The following is a 15,446-nucleotide window of genomic DNA, read 5'->3' as shown; positions in this document are numbered from 1 at the left end:
AGAACTAATTAATATTTTCTTCTTGTACGGATGAAATTACAATTGCCTTCGATCTATTTACTGTTTTTCGAGTTAGTGAGAAGATTGCACATAATAAGGCAATGATGACAATGACACCGCCAAACCACGCTGTTTTGGAAACAGTTCCGGTTTGTGTTAGCACAATTCCGCCGAAGGCAGAACCTAAGGAAATCCCTATTTGTAATGCTGAATTATTAAAGCTTTGCTGGATGTCAGATGTGGCTGGGTCTGTTTGAATCAAGTAGCTTTGCTGTGGCGGTGCGAGACTCCAGCTTAATGCTGCCCAAACCATCATGATTGGGATAAATACGATAAGTGAGAAAGTTGTAAATGGCAATAAGAAAAGTACTACAGCAAATGCGCTGATAACTACGATAATACTTTTCTGTGCTCCAATAGAGTCTGATAATATTCCACCAAATGCACCGCCGCTAACTGCAGCTAGTCCGAATAATAAATAACAAAGACTAATCCAATTAGAATTTAGGTGAAGCTCTGTTTCTAAAAATGGTGTGAAATATGCATAAATCGTATAATGACCTGCGAGCATAAACATAGTAGCAAGATGGGCACTGCCGATTTTTGTACTAGCAACAGCCCGCAATTGTTGAGAAAGTGGGATGGTGCTTTCTCCCGGAACTTTTTCTAGAAAAACGGAAATAAGTACAAAGGAACCGATTGATAAAACCGCTATTCCTAAGAATATAATCCGCCAGCCAAATGAATTGGAAATGAGTATTCCAAGCGGCACACCCATCACAAGTGATGAACTAATCCCCATGTAAATAAGTCCTAAAGCCTTTGCACGATGTTCAGGAGCGACTACCTTAGCAGCAAGTGTTAAGGACAATACTACAATTAATGCCGTGCTCATTGATGTCAGGATTCGGGCAATCATCATAAAGGTAAAGGTATGACTGAAATATGTCATGATATTTCCGAGAAAGAAAATAAATAAAGACACTAGATATAATTTTTTTCGTTCTATTTTACTGGTTAACACGAGTAAAACAGGACCAGATACTGCATAGACAAGTGCAAAAACAGAAATGAGCTGTCCTGCCGTGCTTAAGGAAATATTAAAATCGTCAGCTATTGTCGGCAGTATTCCGCCTAGAATAAGTTCTACAAGTCCAACAGCGACTGTAGATATTGCGAGTATAAAAACCTTTAAATTCATATTAGAGAAAACATCCTTTCTAATTAAATAAAATAAAAAAATCCTGATTACAAAAAATGATTAAATCATTTTCTGTAATCAGGATTTTATGGTTCCTGGTAGAGACCCTTAAGCCATATTCTTAAGGTTATACAGGGTATTGATATGAAGTTAAATGAGCACTTGTGTAAGTGTACTAGTTCCTAGCTGTTTTTTCAAGTAGTAATTTTTGTATGAGTAAAATTGGCGATAAAAATTTATATTTAAGTTGATAAATACATAATCTCGTCACACTAAGTTAAAAATATTCTTGGTGATCTTAATTGAATTTTGAAAGATGGTTTCTAATCGGCTTTATTATAATTTGTATTTTTGCATTATGGCGATTTATCCCTAAACATAAGTGGAGAGATGCGTGGGTTTTGTTTTTATTCTTACAGGTTATTACTTGGCCGGCAGGCTTATTTACAGTGGAGTTAGGGTGGATTGAGTATCCGACACAGTTATTACCGAATACAAACTTCTATAATAAGTCTAGCTTTTCGTTTGAATTTTTCTTTTTTCCAGTCGTAGCTATCTTTTTTAGCCTATATTTTCCGCGAAGTAAACATTGGCTAATCATTATATTGTATTATGTTGGAATTTCAGTTTTTTTTACCACAATTGAGGTGCTTTTAGAGAAATTTACAGCATTAGTGAAATATATAAAATGGAACTGGTATTGGACATTTATTACCGTGAATATCGCTCTTTTTTTAAATGATAGTGCTTATAAATGGTTTAAAAAAGGTCTAAAACAGGTGCAAATGAATGAAAAATGAACTCATCTTAATCGTCTCGTGGGTAATTTCCATAGGCTTATTACTGCTGTTAATTCCGAAGAAATATCTTAGAGTATCTATCATAGCATTTTTGTTTTCTTCCACAATCGCATGGGTTTATGAGTATATACAGGTACTGTTTGGACTATTGGAATTTCCATACAGAGAGTTTGCAAAGGCGACTAAACTAAGTTTTTCTTTGCATTACGCAGTATATCCTACATTTTTTGTTTTTTTTATTGTTTATTATCCGACAGATAAAAGCACATTAAGAAAATTTTTTCATACCTTTCTATTCAATTTGCTTTTAGCAACCTATACTTTTTTATTAAATAAATATAGTTCGCTCATTGAATTTAAGCATTGGAACTTTTTCTTAAGTGTAGGCATTAACTTTTTTATGTTATATATCGTAAGAAGATTTGTATTTTGGTTTAATAAGGGATTACTCTAAAAAGTTTTTTTCCTTGCTTATCCTTTTTTGAATACATTAACGAGAATGAGTTTTAGGACCAGCCAACTTGAGAGTTCTTTTGTAGGAACATACAATAAAGTCCGCTTTTTGCTCATATAACAAACCGAGGACTTAAAAATACCTTATAACACCCAAATTATATGTCATTACACGAGATAATTTTGATAAAACGGGTATTAACAAATAATAATAAAACATTTTACCAAAGGTTGGTGACAGTCTATTGGAGAGCATATGGGTTTCCATTCTTATTTTATTCATATTAATTATTGCAAATGGAATATTTGCGATGACGGAGATAGCGATTGTTACTTCTAAACAGAACAGACTCGAAAGAATAAAAGAAAGTGGCGATTTACGGGCAGCGTATGCCTTAAAATTAGCGGAAGATCCGAATCAGCTGCTGTCAACTATTCAGATTGGGATAACGTTAATCGGGGTTGTAACTGGTGCCTTTGGAGGAGCAACGATTGCCAGTCAACTAGCTGTTTACGTCGAGAAAATAGAAGTGCTGTCAAGATTCAGTTATGAAATAAGTTTTATCATCGTTGTTGGTTTATCTACCTATTTATCATTAATTATTGGAGAATTGGTGCCGAAAAGGATAGGGATGGGAAATCCAGAGAAGGTTGCTTGTCTCATCGCTAAACCCATGTATTATTTTTCAAAAATAGGCAAGCCGATTATTTGGTTTTTAAGTAAATCGACAGAACTAGTGTTACGCCTCTTAAGAATTAAACCTGCTGCTGAACCAGATGTTACGGAAGAAGAAATCACTCAATTAATTGAACAAGGTGTATACAGCGGAGTGGTTCAAGCGATTGAACAAGATCTTGTAGAACAAATCTTTTACTTAGGAGACAAGCGCCTTGGAGATATCTTAACACCACGTACGCAATTGGTGTGGATTGATTTAGAAGATTCATTTTCAGAAAGTATTCGTGTGATGGAACAGAGTCCTTTTTCTAAGTTTCCAGTTGGAAAGGGGAGTCTGGATGACTTTAAGGGGATAATTCATACAAAAGATGTTTTTTCCAAAATGGTTGCAAACCAAGATTTCCAATTAGCTGATTGTATAGAAAATACATTAGTGCTGCCAGAAGCAATGAAAGTGTATCAAGCTCTTGAAAGCTTGAAAAATGCTGGTCAACATGAAGCGATTGTTATTGATGAATACGGAGGAATAGAAGGTTTTGTCACACTTCATGATATTGTGGAGAATATAGTTGGAGATATGCCGGAGAGAGAAGATGAAGCGGAGCCTCATATCATTGAACGAACAGAAACTTCCTGGTTGGCAGATGGGCTCGTTTCCATCGATACTTTTCTAGAGTATTTCGGGTTAGAGAAAACAGCAACAGATATAGAGAATAAACGGTATAACACACTTGGCGGATTGATCACCAATAGCTTAGGAAATATACCGAGAGTGAAGGATACAATTCAAATCGAGGATTTAGTGTTGGAAGTAGTCGATATGGATCAATTTAGAGTGGATAAAGTATTGATTTCAAAACAAGAAAAAACAGAGGATATATAAAGAGTGAAGATGACTGTTCGCAGTCATCTTTTTTATCATCAAAAACTAGAAATTTCCTTTGCTTTCATTTGTAAGCAGGAAATATAATAAAAGGATAAGATTTAATAATTTTCAATAGTCCAGATGTCGTTAAAGGTGGATAGTTACATGGAACTGCAAAATAAAATATTAGAGCAACATGGTGTCTTTCAACGTTTTTTTGACTATCATCCAGACGGAATCATTCTTATGGATATGAACGGTCAAATGGTAGACGCAAATGCTGCTGTTTTAAATATATTTGGTTATACAAAAGAAGAGCTGTTAGAAATTCCTTTAAAGCAGCTAATGAATGGCACTGCTGACAATTCTCGGCAAAGATTAGCCATTCCGCATAAACAGGGGCAGCTTTTATATGTAAATTTGACAGTTATACCCCTTATGAGTGAAGGAAAAGAAGTTGGCAAGATGCTTACATTCGAAGATATTACCCAATACTTGAAACAGAACAGGGGATTATTAAATATACAAGAAATGTTCACACTCATTTCTGAAAAATCCCAAAATATTATATCTTCCTTCTCAAGCGACGGAATGTTTACATACATTTCACCAACTGTGACGGCACTGCTCGGTTATACACCAGAGGAGGTTATTGGACAACCACAGATTAACTTTAATCATCCTGATGATTATGCCAGGCTGCTTGATACTCAGAATACTTACCATATTGATAAGGATACAGTACGATTTACGGGACGAGTTCTGCATAAGAATGGTGAATATCGCTGGTATGAAACAACAGTTGAAGTTATCCGTGATGAGTCTGGGAATATCCTGCAAAAGATTGGCGTCGGTCGAGATGTGACGGAACGCAAAGAGGCTGAGGAACTAATTTCCCACCTTGCGTATCACGATTCTGTCACAGAACTGCCAAACCGACGATTATTCAAACAAAAAGTCCAAGAGCTGCTTGATGATAGTAAGCAGCAAGTTCATGGGCTGATGTTGATTGATTTGGACGGGTTCAAGTTCGTTAATGATAATTTTGGCCATGAAATAGGTGATCAGCTTCTAATTGAAGTAGCGAACCGACTTTCCGCTGCCATTGGAAATAAGGGATTGGTTGCTCGCTGGGGCGGGGATGAATTTACAGTTATTTGCGCCAATATCGAAAACAAGGCTAATCTCCAATTGCTCATGGAAAACATTAAAAGAGCAATTTCAGCACCACTTATTATTGAGGGCAAACAGCTAAAGATTGGTGCAAGCATCGGTTTATCAATCTCTATTGTGGATGGTGACTCTGTTGAATTACTGATTAAAAAAGCAGATGCGGAGATGTACCGCGCCAAAAATCAACTAAAATGAACAGAATAAGAAACGATGTTTAGAGGCTGTCACCATATTCTTGCATGACAGCCTTTAAATATATTTGGAGGGAGAGATATTATGGAAACTATCATTTCGGCCATACATAAAGAAAAGGCATGGGAGCTTAGGCATAAGGTGATGTGGCCTGAAAAGCATTTTGACTTTATTAAGTTAGCTGATGATGATACAGGAATCCACTATGGGCTTTTTAAAGGAAACGACCTAGTTTCGGTTATTTCTCTGTTTGTTTCAGATGAGGAAGCTCAATTTCGCAAATTTGCCACACTTTCAGAAGAACAAGGCAAGGGATATGGCAGTGCATTATTGCAATATGTACTAATGGAAGCAGAAAAGCTTGGCATAAAGAAAATTTGGTGTAATGCGAGAAAGAATAAAGCGGCTTTTTATCAGAAATTCAGTTTGCATGAAACAGGCGAAAGCTTTAAAAAAGAAGACAAAGAGTATGTGATTATGGAAAGAGAAATTGGCTAAGCATTATTTGCATTTTGTTCGCTAGAAGGGCTGGCATTTGGGAGATAATTCTTGTTGGCATATTGCTGGTGTTACTTGAAAAATTAAGCACTTAATAAAAAAACAGCCTAATCCCCCACATTCTCGCCTTTCCCAATACTAACCTCTAAAATGGTTTTAAAACCCAATTGGTTATTAATTCCTAGTTATTAAGCTCTGAATAAAATAAATCTAGCTTCCTAGTACGAAAGGTTTAAGATTGTATGGTAAACTAGGTAAATATAGTGATATCATATCGTTTTGAGTTAATTTCTACAAAGTACTAAAGAGGATGCAACAATGAAAAATAAAAAATTAAAATCTATCTTTCTTTTATCCATTCTTATAGTAGTAATGTTTATGATTGTTAATATCTTTTCTTCCTACTTTAATATAAAAAAAACAGCGGTAAACTCCGTTGTGAATCAAAATATAGAGGCTGCCAAATCAATTGCTGCCTCAATGGATACAGAAACCTATAAGTTATTTCTAAGAAATCCAGTGAAAAACGAATATTATTATGAAGTGAAGGGTTATTTAGAGGATGCCAGGGAAAAAAACGGTGCACTTCATGTGTACACACTATTAGTTAATAATCCTAATGTATCAAGAGCAATGATTGTCGCCATGTCAGATGAGGAGAAGGAGGAATTTCCAATCGGGGGCATTTGTACTGTTCCAGAAGAACAAGTTAGAATGGCCTACTTTGGGAAAATTTTTTCCACAAACATTATTTCAGACCCGATTTATGGTGATTATTTAACGGTTGGCGTGCCGATTAAGGATAAGTCTGATGAAATTATCGGCTATCTTGGTATTGATATAAGTGCAGACATTGTTAATAATATTAGTGATAAAGCATTAAGAAGCAGTATTTCAAGCTTCGTGTTTAATGGTCTGTTTGTTATCCTGATGGTTGCCGCTTTTTTTGTTCTGCAAAATTGGTATTCACGAGAATTAAAAAAGGAAATAGGCGATACAGAGGATACCTATCAAACTGAACTGCAATCATTAGTGTCATCTGTTCAATCCTTACGCCATGATTATTCCAATCATATTCAGGTCGTTCATGGTTTACTTAGACTTGGCCAAACAGATAAGGCACTTGAATACTTATCCATTCTTGCTAAAGAAATTCATATGATTAAATCTATTGCATTAGATGTTAATAACCCAGGACTTTCGGTTCTGTTGCAAACGAAAAAGCTGGCTGCCCAAAATCATCAAATACATATTGAGTTTGAGGTAGTCCAGGATTCATATTCTACTTTAACGACAACAGATTTAATTAAGATATTATCCAATTTAATAGACAATGCGATTGATGCTACAACAGAATTGCCAGAGCAGAAAAGAAAAATGAAGATTGTGTGTAAAGTCGATGCTAAACACTATATTTTTGAAGTAGCTAACACTGGAAATCCTATTCGGGAAAAGGATAAAGACCTTATTTTCAAAAGCGGCTACTCAACAAAAAAAGAACAGCACGGAAAACTGCGAGGACAAGGTCTGTTTATTGTAAAGGAAACTGTAAGCAGGTACGGTGGAGAAATAGCTATTACCTCTGATAATAATCAGACAATCGCAAGAGTCACTATTCCGATAAATAAGGGTATCTAAAATAAAGTTTTTTAGGAAAAACGTCAGATTTTCATCTGGCGTTTTTTTACTTTTCTCCACTTAAGTGTAAAGATGTCTTTACATATCCTAGTTGGTTTGCATATAATAAGTGTAAAGATATCTTTACTTCCGGTGTGGAGGCATGTATATGAAAGTGGTAAACCATATTCGCGAAATTCGTTTGAAAAAAGGGATAACTCAAGTTAAATTAGCGGAGGATTTGCAAATTACTCGACAAACTGTCAATGCAATTGAAAAGAATAAGTACAATCCCAGCCTTGAGTTAGCTTTAAAGTTAATGGAGTATTTTGATGTTCCAATTGAAGAGTTATTTTATTTGGAGAAGACGAAAGGAGAGTAGTTATGAAAAAAAACAAGCTGCTGATAATTGCTTTAGTCTTTATGGTTTGTTGTAATCTAACAGGCGGATTGTTAGGAGTATATTTGATTAGAGGTGAAACAGGCGGATTTGACTATGACTTAGCTGGTGCTGTCGTAGTTGGTACAGCTATAGGTCTGTTGTATTATTTCATTGCTGCTAAGTTATCTAAAAAGAGAAATGGTAATGTTCCAGAGGTTGATGAACGCAGTATTATGCTTTTAAAGCGTTATTTTATGATAACACTTTATGTTATCTTATTAGGAAGCGGCGCCGCATTAATAGTTGTCTACTCTATGGGTATTCATTTAATTGAAACAGGGCTGCTGATCGTCTGTTTAGGAGTAATCTATATTGTCGTTATTCTTGGCGCCTTTGTTATAAAAAGACTATAAATTTTATTAGAAAGAGGTAAGTCTGTGATTTTAAAACTTAATGAAGAAACGATAGAAGAAATCAACGAAACACTAAGAAGAACTAATTTTGCCAAAATCGATTTTAAAAATAAAACATACTTTCTTGCAAAAGAAAAGGTTAGAATTCCAAAAGGCTCAAAACCAATGGAGGTATTTGCATATCTTAAAGAAAAAGATGAACTCGTAACGGAGTTTGCTAAGAAGCATGCCGAGGAAACCGAAAGCCGCTTTGTTACGATCGGTCGAAGTGTGAATTTACGAGAAATGGCTGTGCAGGGCTTTATGGTATACACTTACTTTTTTCCAGAGCAAGAAGAAGATATCCAGTTTTCAGAAACGGTGATTGATGCAGCCAACAGTCATTTTTGGGTTGTTTCACTGGCTCCATGATTTTAAAAAATAGTATATACTGACAAGACCTTTCTGCTATCGAGTAGAAGGGTCTTTTTTAGTTTTAAGTCAAAACTAAGAATAATTAGAGTAACAGTATAGAATAAATAAAATGCCATAAAATAACATGGTGGATTAGAAATCGGCATAAAGGGGAAATAACATGATTACTAGAAGGCATTTACTATTTAATTTATCCATTATTATTTTCCCGTGGCTAACTTTGCTGTTTATCGGGAAGAAAAGCTTTAAACGCTACTCTGTTTCAGGTATTTTTATTGTCGTGTTTGAAATCATTAATCATATTTATGGACATAGACGGAATTGGTGGAAAACATACGATGGCCATAAATCCTTCTTAAAGGATGAACTTCCTTTTAGTGTTGGTCCATATATGCCCCTTTCTATGTGGATTTTAAAATATTCGTATGGAAACTTTAAAAAGTATGTGTTGCTTAATCTCCTTTCAGATGGACTGTTTGCCTTTTTGTTAATTGATATTTTAAAAAAATATCGGATTATTAGTTTAAATGGCTTAAATCATATTCAGTTTTTTATATATTTAAATTACAAAGCGTACTTATTATACGGTGTGCAGTATTTATATGAGCAGACGAGACGATAAAAAAACAAACCTGTCCAACTAAAGCAAGTGGACAGGTTTGTTTTTTAACAATCACCTTGTTTATTTACATGCAGCGGCGGAGGTACAAGCCAGCCTTTGTCTTTGTTTAAACGAAGCATTTTTGCAGCAAGGGCGGTCTTTTGAGTATGAAATTGCTCATACATCATCCCAACATCTTCTCTAATGGCTTTGGCCATAATCTGGCTCATTAAAACAAGCCCTGCAGCTAAATCAAGAGATAATGCACTAGCAACAGCAGGGTCAGGAAGTCTGGCACCTACGGGGATATCTTCTAAGCAAGCCTCTGGCGGTTCTGGCATGCTTGGAGGTAAGCCAATTCCATTTTCTTTCAAGATTTTTTCTAATTGTTCTTTTTGCTTTTTGCATAAATTGATTGCTTCATCCAGCAGCTCTTTCAAGTCATCGTCACCTGTATGGTTTTTCATGATCTGATAACTGCCAATCATACCATTAGCTCCAAATACTGATGACCAAATATCGTAAACTTCACCATAATGCAGTGGTTCATCTTTCGGATTGCCGCTTAAAATACCCATAATAATCCTCCTAATTTAGTTAAACTATTTACTTAATTAGATTAACCACATTTTTTTTTATTATTTGTCGGAATGTAGATAAAAGTGAGGTTGTTTTCTGCCGAAACAATAGAAAGGAGATAATACTCTTTATGTGATATGAAAATCATGTCGAACAATATTTTTTTCGGCAAAAACCGACAAAATATGATAAATATAGAGTATAATTATGTCAAATTTAGCATTTTTACAAAACTGCTCCTAACTTGGAAAGGTAGCCAATATGAGTATATTAAAAGATTTTTTACTACAAATGACGCTAATGGTGTTGCCCATATTTATTTATTTCACAATTATCACTGAACGAGTAAAGAGTGATAGAAATAAGACGATTCTAATGACCGTATTATGGGGAATTTCAATTTTGTTATGCATGTCCTTTCCGCTGAATTTTGGTGAAAACAGATTGGATATCAGAATTATTCCTTTACTATTTGGGGCGTTGTATGGAGGATTTTGGCCAGGCATTTTACTATCTGGTCTAGTTATTGTCTACCGTCTTAATTTTGGGATCAGTGCAGGTTTTTACAATACAGTATTAGTTCTGCTCTTAACGATGCCGGTTATTTTCTTTTTCCAAAGATTATTTATTCGTTCATCAAAAGATAAGAGGGTTATGATCGCAGTAGGTCTTTCCTCATATTATTGTCTTGTTGGCCTCACTTTTTTAGGAGTAATCCGTGGATTTTCTTTGGATACATTGAAAGTACAGATTATTCATCTATTATTTGTTGTATGTGTAACGTGGTTTTTTACGATGTTAAATGAAACAATCAGAGAGATACAACAGCTGCGCCTTGAGTTGCAAAATGCGGAAAAATTACGAGTAATAAGTGAACTTACAAGTGTCTTTGCACATGAAATTAGAAATCCTATGCAAGTTACCCGAGGTTTTCTGCAGCTTCTAGATGATCCCGAATTCCCAGAAACTAAAAAGCAGTATATTAAGATTTCAATAGAAGAATTAGACAGAGCAAACGACATCATCAATGATTTCCTATCATTAGGTAAGCCTGCCATAAATAATAATGGAAAAATTAATGCCGCACACCAGTTAGAACGGGTAATTAATATTCTTGAAAACTATGCTTTAAACAATAATGTCCGTATAAAAACAGATATGACGGACGAATGCTGGATATTTGCCAACTCCCAAAAATTGAATCAATCATTAATCAATATTTTAAAAAATGCCGTTGAAGCTATGCCGCACGGTGGAACGGTCTGGATCACCTGTTCAAAAACAGCTGACGGTCAAATTAAGATCAGTGTCAAAGACGAAGGGATAGGCATGACGAAAAAACAAATAGACAGTCTAGGATCGCCGTTTTACTCCTTAAAGGAAAAAGGAACAGGATTGGGAATGATGGTAAGCTTTCAAATCATTCATTCCTTTCATGGTAAAATTATGGTGAACAGTGAAAGAAGCAAAGGGACAGAATTTATTATTTTATTGCCGGCAATCTAGTATTTGAAAGGCAGCTGCTGTAAAAAGCAGCTGTTTTATTAATAAGCGGGTATAATGATTAGTTGATTAGTTGCTTAGTTGCTAGTTGATTTGATAGAGACATTACTAAGTTGATAAATTCTATCGGATAAAGCAGGTAAATATAAAAAATAATTTTAAAAATATCACATAATCTAGAATCTGCACATATAATAATGTAACCGTTTTCATTATGTGTGAGGAGGTATTTATGTGAGTAAGCTTAATACGTTTTTAGAAGAAAAAGTAATGCCTGTCGCTGCGAAAGTAGCTGAGCAAAGACATTTACAAGCATTAAGAGATGGTATTATCCTTTCTATGCCCCTTATTATTATCGGTTCTGTATTTTTGATATTAGCAAATCTGCCTTTTCAAGGGTATTTAGATTATATGGCGGAGCATCCGAAGCTTAAAGCAAGCATTCTTTACCCGTATCGAGGATCATTTGAAATCATGGCATTAGTTGCAACCTTTGGTATTGCCTATCGGCTGGCCGAATCGTATAAGGTCGATCCGCTCGCTTCTGGAGCCATTTCGCTAGCTGCCTACTTTGTAGGAACACCTTTTGTTTCCTATGTAATTGGGAAAACGCCAGAAGGGGTTGATGTGGTTGAAACAGCCTATCAAACCGCCCTTTTCACAAGTAAAGGATTGTTTGTTGGAATGATTATAGCAGTATTATGTACAGAGATTTATCGGAAAATATTGCAGAAAAACATCGTAATCACATTGCCAGACGGAGTTCCACCTGCTGTCGCGAAGTCGTTTACCGCTTTAATTCCTGGATTTTTTGCGATTTCTGTTGTGTGGATTTTACGACTAATCGTTGAAAATGTAGGGGATTTTGGCAGCTTGCATAATATCGTGACAGTATTACTGCAAGAGCCATTAACACAAATAGGAACAAGTTTGTTAGGAACAATCTTTATTTTCTTCCTTATTACTTTGCTGTGGACGACAGGATTGCATGGCGCAAGCATAGTTGGTGCTGTAATGACACCAGTTTGGCTGACGTTAACAAACGAAAATGCCATCTCCTTTGGAGCAGGTGAACCTGTAGAGCATATTGTGACAGATCAATTTAATGACATCATTTTTATCGGCGGCTCTGGAACAACCTTAGGATTAGTGCTGGCCATGTTATTTTTTTCAAAAAGCCAGCAAATGAAACAGCTTGGACGGTTAAGTATAGGCCCAGGTATCTTTAATATTAATGAACCAATTATTTTCGGTATGCCAATTGTACTAAACCCTTTAATGATGGCACCATTCGTGTTGACACCAATTCTGTCTGTTATAGTCGCCTATGTTTCTATGGATATAGGACTTGTTGCCAAGCCAATCGGTATTGTGCCGCCATGGACGATGCCGCCAATTATTCAAGGCTATTTAATTACTGGCAGTATCTCAGGAGCAATCCTTCAATTAGTCATTATTCTGCTTTCCTTTATCATTTACTTCCCATTTTTTAGAATATGGGATAAACAGAAAGCCGAGGAAGAAAATTCGGTATCTGGGAAAGAGTAAGTTATTTGTACGTGTCCATTTCTGGGCGCGTATTTTTTTATGGAAGTATTACATTATTCTGACTAATTAAGAGCAGGTGAAGGAAATTTCTTACATACTATAGAATTAAATAATGAACCTACTTTTTTAAAGGAGAAACAAAATGAGTCAAAATCATATAGAGAAAGAAACAGATAGAAGGTTTGCTGCTCAAAAATGGGTGTTATACTTGTTGTTATCATTTATTTATATAGGCTTTATTTGCTCGCAAGTTGAAAACATCCAAGCTCTTTTCATTCATAATGATGCACTTCTCGAAATGCCGAAAATACCTATAATTATGGCAGTATATGTAGTGCCAATTCTATTCATCCTCTATCTTTATTTGTTCATTAGGACTTTGCTGAGGAGAGGGAGGCGTTATAAAAGAATCAGTTTTAAAGCAATATTCATCATTGCGTCTCTCTCTGTCATTATCTATATTACGGCATATCAATCCACTGAAATGGTTACTTTTGGGGCGTATACAATCAAAGAAAAGTTTGAAGAAGATAGAAGATACTATGTTAAAATAGAAAATATAAAGCTGAATGTATCCTTTAATGAATTTCAATTGGTAGAAGAGAATAAAACATACATTATACAATATGCCTGGAATGAACGAACTCCAGAAAAGGGACGCTTACAAACAATCGAACAGACAAATGATTGAATGAGTCTGTGCCGGTATTGTAATTATTATGTCCTCTTTTTTACTGTCCTCCACTTAAGTACAATCCTGCTTTAACATTGCACCATACTATAAAAGAAGTATGGAAATTTAAAGGGGGAAAAATAGTTGAGTAACGAGATTGCCATATTTAAAACACCAAAAGGGCCAAAAGGGAAGCTGTTGACAGGCAATTTGGCTGAATTCCGAGCAGATCCGCCTGCATTCCTTGAAAGAATGGCGGCTGAATATGGTGATGTTGCAAAGTTTCGTTTAGGTCCTTTGAAGAATGTCTTCTTAGTATCAAATCCGGATATGATTAAGCAAATCCTGGTGACAAAGCAGAAAAACTTTGTTAAATCTGATGATTTTAAAGCATTAAAACCAATCTTCGGTGAAGGACTGCTCACGAGTGATAAAGACTTCCATATGCGGCAAAGGAGGCTGATCCAACCAGCATTCAAAAAATCTCATATCATGGATTATGGACAAGATATGATAGATATAACGAATGATTATTTATCGACATGGAAAGACGAGGAAGAACGAATTATCACGAATGATATGATGAACATAACACTCGGAATTATTTGTAAAACAATGTTCAACATGGACTTTAAAGAAGGCTACAAGGTCATCGGAAAACCGCTTGAAACTGCTTTAATATTAGCAGTTAAACGAATGAGAAGCCTTAAAAAAATGCCGTTATGGGTTCCGACAAAGCTTAATCGTGATACGAAGAAGGCGATAAGGGAACTCGATTCTGTCGTTATGGAGATAATCCAGAAACGCAGAAAGGACCCAGTTAAGCATGAGGATATGCTTGGTATTTTAATGGATGCCAGAGATGATGTCGATGGCATCGGGATGACAGACAAGCAGGTGCGAGATGAGGTAATGACTATTTTTATTGCAGGACACGAAACGACTGCTAACGCACTGTCCTGGACATTGTATTTATTATCTCAGCATCCGGAGGCTGAAGAGAAGTTATTTAGTGAAATAGAAAGTGTACTAGGAAAAAAACCACCAGCTCCTTCTGATTTTATGAAATTAACCTACACACAAAACCTCATTTGGGAGTCCTTGCGTTTGTATCCACCATCCTTTGTAACAAGCCGGAAAGTGGATAAGGATGTTGAGATTGGTGAATATCGCTTTAAAAAAGGGGATATGATTCTTGTCAGTCAGTATGCGATGCATAGAAAGGCAGAATACTTCCAAGATCCGGAGTCATTCATACCAGAAAGATTTGAAAATAATTTTATTAAGACAATTCCCCAATATGCATTCTTTCCGTTTGGCGGAGGACCAAGAGTATGCATTGGCAATCACTTTGCGATAATGGAGGCAGCGCTTGTCCTTGTTTCTGTAGCTCAACGGTTCAAATTTAAATTAGCGCCAAAACATCATCCAATTAAAACATTTCCATCCATTACACTTAGGCCAAGAAGCGGACTGCGAATGATTCTGCAAAAAAGAAATCCTTCCTAAAAATCTGCTCCAGCATGTATTCTTAAGACGGATAGATGCTGGATTTCTTTAATCCAGCTAAAAAATTCTCAAAAGTAGTGACTAATTGTAGTAAAGTATAAATATAAGACAAAGAAGGAGGGCTAACATGGCAGTTATTGATTTACAAAACAGCATCATCCGTAACATCATCGAAACAGAGATGATCGTAACCGTATTTATGGGGAAAAAAGGTGTTCCAATCAGATGTAAGATTAAAGGGAATGATACATACACATTATTATTAGAAGTAGATGGTAAGCAGCAGTTAGTCTTTAAAAGCGCTGTCAGCACAATATCTGCCGGGAAACAACTAATAAAATTTTAA

The 15,446-nt window shown here is 35.6% G+C and carries 17 protein-coding genes and 1 riboswitch; of the genes, 15 read left to right on the top strand and 2 right to left on the bottom strand.

The genetic code is table 11. The annotated features are described in order from the left end of the window. Window positions 1-4: 4 nt before the first annotated feature. Window positions 5-1,201, bottom strand: coding sequence for an MFS transporter (locus LXM54_RS11975; RefSeq protein ID WP_233315400.1), 1,197 nt, complete (start codon window positions 1,199-1,201; stop codon window positions 5-7). A 55-nt stretch (window positions 1,202-1,256) separates the two neighbouring features. Continuing rightward, window positions 1,257-1,356: riboswitch (purine riboswitch) on the bottom strand. A gap of 147 nt (window positions 1,357-1,503) precedes the next feature. On the opposite strand from LXM54_RS11975, the gene LXM54_RS11970 reads away from it, so the two are divergent. The 10 genes from LXM54_RS11970 to LXM54_RS11930 all read left to right on the top strand — a co-directional run bounded on the left by LXM54_RS11970 (window position 1,504) and on the right by LXM54_RS11930 (window position 9,309). Further along, window positions 1,504-2,001: a CBO0543 family protein gene (locus LXM54_RS11970; protein ID WP_233315399.1), complete on the top strand. Its 498-nt coding sequence runs from the start codon at window positions 1,504-1,506 to the stop codon at window positions 1,999-2,001. Continuing rightward, window positions 1,991-2,455 carry a CBO0543 family protein gene (locus tag LXM54_RS28265; protein WP_325169566.1) on the top strand — a complete coding sequence of 155 codons (465 nt, stop codon included), beginning with the start codon at window positions 1,991-1,993 and terminating at the stop codon, window positions 2,453-2,455. Before LXM54_RS11970 ends, LXM54_RS28265 begins: the two co-directional genes overlap by 11 nt. A gap of 244 nt (window positions 2,456-2,699) precedes the next feature. Then, complete coding sequence (locus tag LXM54_RS11965; protein ID WP_233315398.1) at window positions 2,700-4,016, top strand: hemolysin family protein; 1,317 nt, start codon at window positions 2,700-2,702, stop codon at window positions 4,014-4,016. Between the two features lie 147 nt (window positions 4,017-4,163). After that, complete coding sequence (locus LXM54_RS11960; RefSeq protein ID WP_233315397.1) at window positions 4,164-5,366, top strand: diguanylate cyclase domain-containing protein; 1,203 nt, start codon at window positions 4,164-4,166, stop codon at window positions 5,364-5,366. Between the two features lie 81 nt (window positions 5,367-5,447). Then, the gene (locus LXM54_RS11955) at window positions 5,448-5,861 is read left to right on the top strand and encodes a GNAT family N-acetyltransferase (protein WP_233315396.1); all 414 of its coding nucleotides are present in this window, start codon (window positions 5,448-5,450) and stop codon (window positions 5,859-5,861) included. Window positions 5,862-6,179: 318 nt separating this feature from the next. Further along, on the top strand, window positions 6,180-7,499 hold the full coding sequence (locus tag LXM54_RS11950; protein ID WP_233315395.1) for an ATP-binding protein: 1,320 nt from the start codon (window positions 6,180-6,182) through the stop codon (window positions 7,497-7,499). Between the two features lie 148 nt (window positions 7,500-7,647). Next, entirely contained in the window at window positions 7,648-7,860 is a 213-nt protein-coding gene (locus LXM54_RS11945) for a helix-turn-helix transcriptional regulator (protein ID WP_233315394.1), read from the top strand. 2 nt (window positions 7,861-7,862) lie between these two features. Then, entirely contained in the window at window positions 7,863-8,273 is a 411-nt protein-coding gene (locus LXM54_RS11940) for a hypothetical protein (RefSeq protein WP_233315393.1), read from the top strand. Between the two features lie 24 nt (window positions 8,274-8,297). Continuing rightward, window positions 8,298-8,684: a hypothetical protein gene (locus LXM54_RS11935; RefSeq protein ID WP_233315392.1), complete on the top strand. Its 387-nt coding sequence runs from the start codon at window positions 8,298-8,300 to the stop codon at window positions 8,682-8,684. 163 nt (window positions 8,685-8,847) lie between these two features. After that, complete coding sequence (locus LXM54_RS11930) at window positions 8,848-9,309, top strand: hypothetical protein (RefSeq protein WP_233315391.1); 462 nt, start codon at window positions 8,848-8,850, stop codon at window positions 9,307-9,309. A gap of 44 nt (window positions 9,310-9,353) precedes the next feature. Here the strand turns inward: LXM54_RS11930 and LXM54_RS11925 are convergent, their stop codons facing one another. Continuing rightward, window positions 9,354-9,866, bottom strand: coding sequence for a DUF3231 family protein (locus LXM54_RS11925; protein WP_233315390.1), 513 nt, complete (start codon window positions 9,864-9,866; stop codon window positions 9,354-9,356). A gap of 262 nt (window positions 9,867-10,128) precedes the next feature. Here LXM54_RS11925 and LXM54_RS11920 point away from each other — a divergent pair, with 262 nt between their 5' ends. From LXM54_RS11920 to LXM54_RS11900, 5 genes are all read left to right on the top strand, one after another. After that, window positions 10,129-11,373, top strand: coding sequence for an ATP-binding protein (locus LXM54_RS11920; RefSeq protein ID WP_233315389.1), 1,245 nt, complete (start codon window positions 10,129-10,131; stop codon window positions 11,371-11,373). Between the two features lie 231 nt (window positions 11,374-11,604). Beyond that, on the top strand, window positions 11,605-12,918 hold the full coding sequence (gene celB / locus LXM54_RS11915) for a PTS cellobiose transporter subunit IIC (protein WP_233315388.1): 1,314 nt from the start codon (window positions 11,605-11,607) through the stop codon (window positions 12,916-12,918). A 142-nt stretch (window positions 12,919-13,060) separates the two neighbouring features. Further along, entirely contained in the window at window positions 13,061-13,609 is a 549-nt protein-coding gene (locus LXM54_RS11910; protein ID WP_233315387.1) for a hypothetical protein, read from the top strand. Between the two features lie 126 nt (window positions 13,610-13,735). After that, window positions 13,736-15,100, top strand: a complete 1,365-nt coding sequence (locus LXM54_RS11905; RefSeq protein WP_233315386.1) for a cytochrome P450 — start codon at window positions 13,736-13,738, stop codon at window positions 15,098-15,100. Window positions 15,101-15,227: 127 nt separating this feature from the next. Then, window positions 15,228-15,446, top strand: a complete 219-nt coding sequence (locus LXM54_RS11900) for an RNA chaperone Hfq (protein ID WP_233315385.1) — start codon at window positions 15,228-15,230, stop codon at window positions 15,444-15,446.

The organism is Bacillus sp. Au-Bac7, assembly GCF_021341655.1.
GTDB lineage: Bacteria > Bacillota > Bacilli > Bacillales > Cytobacillaceae > Niallia.
This window is presented reverse-complemented; position numbering and strand designations above follow the sequence as displayed.

Bases quoted from the DNA above. Each gene is read 5' to 3' on its own strand.
- LXM54_RS11955 (WP_233315396.1), top strand. From the start codon at position 5,448: ATGGAAACTATCATTTCGGCCATACATAAAGAAAAGGCATGGGAGCTT.
- LXM54_RS11950 (WP_233315395.1), top strand. From the start codon at position 6,180: ATGAAAAATAAAAAATTAAAATCTATCTTTCTTTTATCCATTCTTATA.
- LXM54_RS11960 (WP_233315397.1), top strand. From the start codon at position 4,164: ATGGAACTGCAAAATAAAATATTAGAGCAACATGGTGTCTTTCAACGT.
- LXM54_RS11975 (WP_233315400.1), bottom strand. From the start codon at position 1,201: ATGAATTTAAAGGTTTTTATACTCGCAATATCTACAGTCGCTGTTGGA.
- LXM54_RS11930 (WP_233315391.1), top strand. From the start codon at position 8,848: ATGATTACTAGAAGGCATTTACTATTTAATTTATCCATTATTATTTTC.
- LXM54_RS11945 (WP_233315394.1), top strand. From the start codon at position 7,648: ATGAAAGTGGTAAACCATATTCGCGAAATTCGTTTGAAAAAAGGGATA.
- LXM54_RS11920 (WP_233315389.1), top strand. From the start codon at position 10,129: ATGAGTATATTAAAAGATTTTTTACTACAAATGACGCTAATGGTGTTG.
- LXM54_RS11900 (WP_233315385.1), top strand. From the start codon at position 15,228: ATGGCAGTTATTGATTTACAAAACAGCATCATCCGTAACATCATCGAA.
- LXM54_RS11940 (WP_233315393.1), top strand. From the start codon at position 7,863: ATGAAAAAAAACAAGCTGCTGATAATTGCTTTAGTCTTTATGGTTTGT.
- LXM54_RS11925 (WP_233315390.1), bottom strand. From the start codon at position 9,866: ATGGGTATTTTAAGCGGCAATCCGAAAGATGAACCACTGCATTATGGT.
- LXM54_RS11910 (WP_233315387.1), top strand. From the start codon at position 13,061: ATGAGTCAAAATCATATAGAGAAAGAAACAGATAGAAGGTTTGCTGCT.
- LXM54_RS28265 (WP_325169566.1), top strand. From the start codon at position 1,991: ATGAAAAATGAACTCATCTTAATCGTCTCGTGGGTAATTTCCATAGGC.